Origin of the sequence: Maribacter sp. 2-571 (assembly GCF_050589625.1) — a bacterium.
GTDB lineage: Bacteria > Bacteroidota > Bacteroidia > Flavobacteriales > Flavobacteriaceae > Pelagihabitans.
The window spans coordinates 1-9,436 of the sequence record NZ_JBNGOP010000053.1 but is presented as its reverse complement, the minus strand read 5'-3'; the positions used below and the strand labels follow the sequence as shown (position 1 = coordinate 9,436).

Below are 9,436 nucleotides of genomic sequence, written 5' to 3'. Positions count from 1 at the left end.
CCTCGCATAAATGGTAGTGTGATAATGTCATAGCTTCTACGTTTTTAAAAATTAGTCCCTTAAAAACAGTACAACATTACTGGCCACCTACCCGATATATCATAGGGAAACCGTTGTCGTTTTAAGGATGAACCAAATATAATTTCGACCCCTCAACATCGGCATGAGTGTTTACCCTCTTTTATCCCGGAGCTGTGTATCCACCGGCCTTCAAAATAGGATTTCAAAAGCGCAAAAAAAATCACAAGAATTTGAAAATCACATAGTTGAAATAAAAAAATATCACCAAGAGCAATAAGGTTATTTTCCAAATAGAGGGTTTGCACCTATAGCCAAAAACAAGTAGTAGGACTTCAAAATGGACTGATAACGATTCATAGGAATGGGATAGCTATATCGGCTCTTTTAGAAGCGTACGATACCCCCTAGATTTAGAAGTTTTGGAGGAGTAAATTGGGGTAAAAAACCAACCTGAAAAAGGTAAGAAATCATATTTTTTGGTGCATGCACCTTCCATGGCTTACTGCACTATTTACCATTAATTAAACATGAAAAGAAGCTAGGATCGATCCGGTGTCCCAAACCTTATTGCACTGGCCCTATATTCCAGTTTCCCAAGATACTTCTTCACGTATTTTCCGTGATTTTACTTCTCCCCATATGACCGATTTGCCTGCTTAAACACTATACCGCTCAGGGTGCGCTCTTGAAAATACATGCCCGAAATACGGCTATTCTATCCCATAAATCTCGCCAAGATATTCAAAAGCGTTTTCCATTACCAAGTCGTTTCCCATATCAATACTTTCCTTAGTATTCTTTACAAACTCATCTGGGGCAATTCCTATGCCTTCTAAACTCTGACCATCGGGCATTAAATACAATTGAGGGGCCAAGGTATAGATCCAACCATTGGGAAGAAACCTGAAGGAACTTACATCTGAATGGGAACCTCCGGTAAAATCGCCCATAGTGGTCACATGACCAAACGCTTGCATATTCAATTGAAATATTTCAGCGGCACTTAAGGTAAACCGATCCATCAATAAAATTACTGGCTTGGTAAATTGTTCAGGACCTGCGGGCTTGGCAAACCATTTCTTTTTTTCGTCAAAATCATCACGTCCCGGTCCGTTTTTGGTCTGTACAGTGTAGATAAAATGCTCTCCATCGGCAAAAGCACCGGCAACACGATGTGCAAAACGATCAGAACCGCCACCGTTGTTTCGAATATCAACTATAATCGCTTCGGCATCTTTTAGCTCTGCGATTACTTTATCAATAACACCAGGGGCTTCACCATTAATTTCAGATAGGTATATATACCCAACGGCCTTGTCTTTGATTTTACCAAAAGACATACCGGCTTCATCAAAAGTTTGATAAGCCTCCAAGTATTTGTTTTTGACCAAGTCCAGATCAAATTCTTCCTCTGCCTGATCGGCAACAGCTTCTCCAGACTTAAAGGAACGCTCATTTTTAGTATCTACCAGATTAATATGGCGGTCCTTTAAATTTTCGAGTAATTCTGTACTTATTGTCCATAATTCCTCGTTAGTGGTCTCAGAAGTTATTCTGATGCTATATTGCTCGTACAATTCATCCCAATCTACATTTCGTGCATCAAACGGTGCATAATGTTCATCAAAATCTTTCCACAAAAGGTCAAAATTAATTCTGGCCGTACTCGATTGTTCGTCCCCCAGAACGGCTTCTTCGCATGAAATAAAGAAGAAACCTACCATACAGCATAGAAACGTAATTATACTATTTTTCATTATTTAAAACTTTAGTGATACACCAATATTTAATCGACTATTAAAGCGGGTAAACTCATTTTCTTCACTATGTTTCTGATAGAGGAAAGTATAGGAGGCGTTTAAATTTACATTTTGTAACAGGGTATATTGATATAAAAAGTACCCATCAAAAGCCACATATTTGTTAAACGACCCCAATTCTCCACCATCAAACAAACGAAACGAATCAAATTCTTCATCAAACTCGCTAAATGGGGGTCTAACCGTAAATGACACTAACGGCAACGCAGCTTTAAAAAGCAAGGTGTTTCGCTCATTAAGGCTGTACGCTAGCAGTGCTGCAATGTTTAAGCTATGCGCAACTAGATAGGAATCCTTTGGAACTCCAAACGCCTGAAATTCAATCTTGTTCCAGTTTGTCTGATATTCTCCTCCTAGGAAAAAATGTAGCTTGTTCGATATACTCCCTACATCAATAAGATACGAGATACGCGCATTTCCCGATGTATAGTCCGAAGTCAAAAAATCACTTGCGTCGGTTTCTATTTCGGCATCGGCATAATCGAAACGCATCGAAAACAAATTGCCTGTTTCTAGTTTTCGCGTGTAACCGATTCCATAATTTATACCGTTCTCCCGGTAATTCAAAGGTGCAAAATTCAAGTCCTTTATAGACCCAAAACTATATCCAACAGATATGTCTAGTTCATTTTTAAAATCCTTAAAGTCCTGCGCTCTTACTGTTAGTAAAGACAATAGAGACAACCCTATGATCCATCGTTTATGATTCATTATTAGCAATACATTTTATGAATAAGTTATTTATCAACGTTCCAAGCCTCAGAAAAAGTTGCCGGTATACTGCCCCAACAACATTCTTATGAGATGGCTTAATGATATACGTAGCAAAACACATTTTCGACTTAAATGAAGTGATTATACTACGCTATTTAAGAGAATTATTTTGTTTATTGTTAGGAAGTAACTTCTTTTTTGGTAAAGTAAATTGACGATTATCCCCGTTGCAGCGTATGTTTAAACGCATAACGGAACTGCTTTTTATACCCGACATTTCCTGATTCCAAAATTCGCATAATTCGCTTTGGGTGAAGTTCGAAACCTTCTTGCCGTTTATTTCGGTGACTTCGGCCCCTAAGGGAATGTTATGCTTATCCGAAAAATCTCCCCAGGCGCTATGCACCAGTATCTTGTTTATTGTATAATCGGGCCTTATTGTTAGTTCGTACGCTTCTAATATTTCGTTATCCATTGAAATAACGGGATCCAAAATCAATTCATCCTTCTCCCAATGTATCGAAAGGGTGTAATTTTCAAAAAACCTATTCCCGACTAATGAAGCCGCACCTGGTTTGAGCGTAATAATTTGATTTTGAAGAGCGATTCCTGCCACCGCCAACTCGGGAACGAGCGCTTTGTAAAGTGTTACATCAGATGCGCCGTTAATGCTAATATTCGCCGTTCCTTTTTTGCTAACAAACGTCAAGTGTTTATTTGTTTCCAACAACTTACTATCAGTGGTAAGTTTACCATTTGAGCCGGTATCAAAAATAAATTTGGTTCGTTTATTCCCCAGGGCCACATCTAGTAGAATACTTCCGTTTTTTTTGGAATTCATTTTAACGATATGTGCCTTGTTCGATACCTTTAAATTTGAAAAATCATTTGTTAGCCTTAGAACCTTGTTTTTATAATCAATTTGTAGGTTTCCCTTTCGCAAAAGGTTAATCCCAATTATTCCCTGTATCGGAAAACAGCCAAAAAACTTCTTAAAATAGGACAGGTCCGTTATAATAGCGCCTGTATCAATATATTCAACCCCTCCCAAGTTCAGTGCCGGCAACGTTACCAATTGTGTAGAAAGCTCTTTTTTAAGACTGCCTTCAACTTTTGATTTAAGTACCTTTTTATGGGTAATTCTTTTTGCGACCGCCGCGTCCAATACCGTAACATCGGCTCCTGTGTCCAAAATAAAATTATACGTCTCCCCCTCTATCCGTGCTTTTACAAAAATTAAACCTTCCTTGTATTCAAAAGGAATTTCTTTGTCAAAAACACTTTCCTTGAGGGTTCCTTGCATTTCAAGTTTTTCAATCTTACTCGTTGAACAACCATTGCATAATAACCCAGCCAATACCGATATTCCCAGTTTAAGTAATTTCATGACCAATACATCGTTTTGTTGTGAATGACCCGCGCTTCCATACCGCTATCCTTATTTTTCATTTTATTGCCTATAAAGGGCGCAAGATGAGTAACAATCATCTAAAAATCAAGAAAGCACCGTTTGCACATCAGCTTCGACCAACGCAAATAGCTTTTTATTTAAAAATTCTAGCGCGGGGACCTTGTATTTAGAATCAACAAGAATAGATATATTATTGTTAACACCAAACGAAATCATTTTAATTGGCACCACATTAGAGATTTCAAAGAACTTCGATAAATTCTTATCATTCACTATATGTTCACCCACAATACTGATAATACATTTGTTATTTTCTAATCTCAGGCTAAAGAAGTTTTCTAGTTCTTTTAAGATTTCATCAATAATAACATTATTGTCTATCGCAACCGAAGTAGCGGTTCTAGAAGATGAGATTACATGAACAGGTACCTCATGTTCGTCAAAAGTACGCAGAATTTTTTGCAAGGAGTTTTTCGAAATGAGTTTTCGTTTGGAGGTTAATTCGACAATCATAATGTTGTCTTTAGCCGAAATCGCTTTTAGGCCCTCAGATTTCACACTGTCCGAAATAACCGTTCCCAACGCGTTGGGATCAAAGGTACTTTTCAAAAGAATCGGGATTTTCTTATCAACAACGGGAAAAACCGTATTGGCATGTAAAATTTTAGCACCAAAATGAGCCAACTCCTCTGCTTCGTTATAGCTTAGATGCGGTATTGATTTCGTTCCGTTAACATACCTAGGGTCATTGTTGTGCAGCCCATCTATATCTGTCCATATTTGAACTTCTTCGGCATCAACGGCAGCCGCAATGATGGTGGCCGTAAAATCACTTCCTCCCCTACTGAGATTGCTTATTTCCCCTTGCGCATCGCGGCATACAAATCCTTGCGTTATATATATCGAAGACTTTTCTTTCTTGGACAAAAGTTCTCTCAACTCTACCGATACCTTGCCTATATTGGGGTTTTCTATGGAATCTACGAACATGAAATCTTTTGCCAGCAGCAATGTATTGTGTATTCCCACAGCATTCAAGTACTTTGAAAAAATAGAGGTCAACAATGTCTCACCGTACGTTATTATTCTAGAGTACAACACCCCAGTAAACTCTTGTGACGCCAATTTCGAGATATCCCTTATCATTCCATTGAGATCATCAAGGAATTCGTCCCTGCTCTTTTGATCCGTTATCAAGGAGCATATCAACTCTTGATGACGAAGCCTCAAGCGTTCAATTTTTAATTCAATTTGTGGTGCATCACCCAATCGAATACTTTCCAAAAGTTGTACTAATTGATCTGTAACTCCCGACATTGCGGAACATACGACAATTTTCTTACCCAGTTCATTTTTAAGAATCTCTTTTACTTGCAATAAGCTCTCTACGGAACCAACCGAGGTTCCACCAAATTTTAAAACCTTCATATGTGCGTATTTATGTTATTTAGAATGGGCTGTTTTACTTGAGAAAATCTATTTCCACATTTTTCACAAAACCATCGCATATTTACTCTCTTACATTTTTACCTTTGATTTTTCAAAAGCGTTTACTAATAATTGTACCACTGCCCCAGGGTGCTTTAGGATAAAAAAATGATCTCCTTCCAAAAACGTTGGCTTGCAGGGATAAATGGTTTCATTGTTCCAGTCTTTTATTTCTTTAAGAGATGTTCTGTCCTCGCCCTCACCAATCTCATCCTTACCCAGGCATATGTAAATAGGAATAGGGAATGGTTCTTTTAGTGGTGTATATTGGTACGTCTCTATTGCCTTAAAATCTGCCCTCAGAATAGGATAGTACAAATCCAACAGTTCCTTGTTTTTTAAAATCTCTTTCGGTAGACCTCCAATACTACTAACTTCTTCCCAGAACATTTTTTCTGGCATTGCAGACCTTTTTTTGGTCATCACTGTATTGGGTGCTCCCCTACCGGTAAATAGCGCACATAAGGGTAGTGGCATATCATTTTCTATAAGTTTTTTTACCAGCTCATAGCCAATAACAGTACCCATACTATGGCCATACAAAACATAGCTCTTCTTTTTTACATGTAGAATCAAGGAATGATAAAGATCGTCAACCATTTCTCGAATATCGGATAGCAGGGCTTCTTTAAATCTTGACCCCCTTCCTGGAAGTTCAAGGGTCACCCATTTGAAATTGCCTTTCACATGGTTCTCAATCTCTTTGTAACAATATGCATTTCCCCCTGCAAAAGGAATCGCAATTATGTTAGCCTCTTCCTCTGATAAACTATTCATAAAACTCATAAACACTTATTTAGTTTTTCTATTCTATTTAGCTATAAACCTTGCTCGGCTACTTATCACTATCCACATAATCTCGTGTCATTAGGGCCGTATCTTCCTTTTTAATTTCGACAGACAAGCTATTATTTAAATGAAAAGCAACTTCTTCAACAAACGGAGGATCGATTATATTCTGATGATCCGAACCTTCAATGACAAAGAATGCTACTTGATCGTTTGTATGCTCGCTCCAGCCATAATCGGGTTTTTTCTTGAAATGATCAGGATTCTCCAAAATCTCCTGTGGGTTTGTCAATTCATTGCTTAAGCTTTCAGGAGCAACGAACAAGGTTACCTCGGTGTTGAATTTTTCTTTCAGAACCGGATTATATTCATTGGAAATTTTTCTGTTGTTTATATATACGGCAATATGCCCCTTGATCTGCTCGATCGTTGCATCAATTCCCGAATCTTGAATGAGCGAATAGATCATTTCCAATTGTTCTTCCTTTGTCTTGTTTTCAAATACTGAATCGGGAATGACTATCTCTAAATCAAAATCCTCATTAATTATTTTAACTATCTCTGTTATTTCCTTTTTTAAATCAAACTCTTTAATGATTTTTTGTTTTTCAAGAGGCGGAGCATCAAAAATGATCAATTTCGAAACTTCATATCCTTTCTGCACAAGTTGTAAGACCATTTCATAGGCCGTAATTGCGCCAAAGGAATAGGCACCTATGGTGTACGGTCCTATTGGATCGATTTTTTGCATCTCATCTATAAAAGTGGAGGCCATATCTTCTATGCTATCCGACAATGGCGTTTTCCCATCCAATCCCGGGCATTGAAATGCATAAAAGGGCTGACTATCGTCCAAGGCCTCTACAAGATCATAGTACCCCATGACGGAACCTCCAATAGCAGGAGTACAAAACATGGGGCGTTGGTTACCATCGTCATTGAACGTTACTAGAATGTTGTTACTCTGATCTGCTCCCGACTGTAGCCTTGCTTCTAATTTCTCAACTGTTGGGTATTTGAACAATTCTACAATACCAAGGGTGCTAGAAAAAGCTTTGTTTATTTTGGCCACTAAACTGATTGCCAAAATTGAATTACCTCCCAGTTCGAAGAAATTATCCAAGGCCCCGACCCGTTCCACTCCCAAGAGCTCCTTCCAGATCTCGGACAGCTGTTGCTCCACATCGTTGCGCGGCGCGACATACTCGACCGTCGAACGCTCCGATAGCCCGGGAATCGGCAACGCCTTCCTGTCCACCTTTCCGTTCACCGTCAAGGGAAGTGCATCAAGGGAGACCCACAGCTGCGGTACCATATACCCCGGCAACTTCTCGGAAAGGGCACGCTGGATGTCATCCTTGTCCGGGACCGATCCCCCATGGCCCACAACATAGCCCACAAGTTGATTGTTCCCCTGGCCGTCAGGATGTACCTGTACACTACAACCCGATACCGCGGATATACCCGAAAGCGCACTCTCCACCTCGCCGAGCTCGATACGGTAGCCCCGCACCTTCACCTGGTCATCGATTCTACCGACATATTCGATCGTACCATCGGACAACCAACGTACAAGGTCGCCCGTACGGTACAGACTGCCCCCGCCCGAAGCATCGAAAGGGTTTGAAATGAACTTCTCGGAGGTCAGCTCCGAACGGTTGATGTACCCCTGCGCCAAACCGGCGCCAGATACGCACAACTCCCCAAGAACCCCAACGGGAACAAGCCCCTGGGAACCGTCCAATACGTACAGCTTCGTGTTCGATATAGCAGACCCTATAGGAATATGCTGCCGCCCGATATCCGAGGCACCGACCTTGTAGACGGACACACAGACAGAACATTCCGTAGGACCATACGCATTGTAATAATCACTGAAACCACTACAGTAGACCGCCTTCTCGATATCCGGGGATTCACCGGCCGTTACGATGACCCGCAAGAAACGCAGCTCATCCAATGGCAATACGCGCAAATAAGAAGGGGGAAGTGTGACCATGCTCACCGATTTGTCCCGTAGGTAGGAAACGAACCCTTCACGGTCGCCGATCACATCCTTGCCCGCTATCACAAGCGAAGCACCACTATAAAAGGCCATGAAAATCTCATAGACCGATGCATCGAAAGATAAGGACGCAAATTGCAGCACACGGTCCGAACCGGTAATACCAAAGGTGCGCACCTGGTCCAACGACATGTTCACATTTCCGCCATGGCTCACCATAACCCCCTTGGGATTACCCGTACTACCCGAGGTGTAAATGACATAGGCGCCAGAATAAGGGGTACTGTTTTTTCCTAACTTTCTGCTAGATTCTAATAGAACAACATCCCATTTCATATCCAACTGCAGCACTGTAAGTTGCTTTAAAACAGGGACATTATCAATATTTGTTGACTCTGTAAGCAATAAGCCGATGCTAGAATCTGTAATCATGTATTCAATACGCTCCAAAGGATAAGTAGCATCAATAGGAACATATGCGCTTCCCGTTTTTAGCACGGCTAGAATTGAAATTATTGCCCACTCGGAACGATTCATACAAATACCCACTATCATCCCCTCTTTTACAGCGCATTTGGTGCGCAGGTATCTTGCCAACCGGTTCGACTTTTGATCCAGTTCATGATAGGTCAGCTCCGTGTCCCCACAAATCAATGCTATGGCATTCGGGGTTCTCCTTGCCTGTATCTCGAACAAATCAACCATCGTCTTATCATCAGGATATGCTATCTCGGTGGTATTGAAGACCTCCAGAAGCTGCTTCTCCTCCGGGGCGGTCAGCATCGACAGGTCCGTGATACGAGATGCGGGATCGGCCACGATACTGCGTAAAAGCTGCTCATAATGCACCAACATCCGCCGAACGGTTGTCTCTTCAAAAAGTGCCGTACAGTATTCTATCCCCAATGAAATACCAGATTCGTTCTCATTGACTCCCATTGTAAGATCAAATTTTGCATTTGTATGTTCATTTTCATAAGGCAACGCCTCAAAAGGGGTGTCTGTAACTGAGCCATTAGCCTCTGTATCTTCGTCAGGAGTATTCTGAAGAATGAACATCACTTGGAACAGGGGCGGCATGCTCATATCGCGGGACGTCACCACGCGGTCGACCACCTTCTCGAAGGGCGCCGACTGGTGGTCGTACGCACCAAGGGTCGTACCCTTCACCTGTTGCAACAGCTCCCG

General features: G+C 41.0%; 6 protein-coding genes. All 6 read right to left on the bottom strand.

All coding sequences use genetic code 11. The features are described 5' to 3' along the window. Window positions 1–731: 731 nt before the first annotated feature. Window positions 732–1,778, bottom strand: a complete 1,047-nt coding sequence (locus ACRD7P_RS20735) for a S41 family peptidase (protein WP_430909711.1) — start codon at window positions 1,776–1,778, stop codon at window positions 732–734. Between the two features lie 3 nt (window positions 1,779–1,781). Next, a complete protein-coding gene (locus ACRD7P_RS20730; RefSeq protein WP_430909710.1) occupies window positions 1,782–2,552 on the bottom strand; it encodes a hypothetical protein in 771 nt (256 codons plus the stop codon). A 154-nt stretch (window positions 2,553–2,706) separates the two neighbouring features. Beyond that, window positions 2,707–3,858, bottom strand: a complete 1,152-nt coding sequence (locus tag ACRD7P_RS20725) for an aspartyl protease family protein (protein WP_430909709.1) — start codon at window positions 3,856–3,858, stop codon at window positions 2,707–2,709. Window positions 3,859–4,050: 192 nt separating this feature from the next. Next, window positions 4,051–5,394, bottom strand: a complete 1,344-nt coding sequence (locus tag ACRD7P_RS20720) for an aspartate kinase (RefSeq protein WP_430909708.1) — start codon at window positions 5,392–5,394, stop codon at window positions 4,051–4,053. A 90-nt stretch (window positions 5,395–5,484) separates the two neighbouring features. After that, a complete protein-coding gene (locus tag ACRD7P_RS20715; protein WP_430909707.1) occupies window positions 5,485–6,240 on the bottom strand; it encodes a thioesterase II family protein in 756 nt (251 codons plus the stop codon). Between the two features lie 49 nt (window positions 6,241–6,289). Continuing rightward, window positions 6,290–9,436, bottom strand: a 3,147-nt coding sequence (locus ACRD7P_RS20710; RefSeq protein WP_430909705.1) for an amino acid adenylation domain-containing protein, incomplete at its 5' end; no start/stop codon positions are given.

Coding starts and splice junctions, on each gene's coding strand:
- ACRD7P_RS20715 (WP_430909707.1), bottom strand. CDS start 6,240: ATGAGTTTTATGAATAGTTTATCAGAGGAAGAGGCTAACATAATTGCG.
- ACRD7P_RS20730 (WP_430909710.1), bottom strand. CDS start 2,552: ATGAATCATAAACGATGGATCATAGGGTTGTCTCTATTGTCTTTACTA.
- ACRD7P_RS20725 (WP_430909709.1), bottom strand. CDS start 3,858: ATGCAAGGAACCCTCAAGGAAAGTGTTTTTGACAAAGAAATTCCTTTT.
- ACRD7P_RS20735 (WP_430909711.1), bottom strand. CDS start 1,778: ATGAAAAATAGTATAATTACGTTTCTATGCTGTATGGTAGGTTTCTTC.
- ACRD7P_RS20720 (WP_430909708.1), bottom strand. CDS start 5,394: ATGAAGGTTTTAAAATTTGGTGGAACCTCGGTTGGTTCCGTAGAGAGC.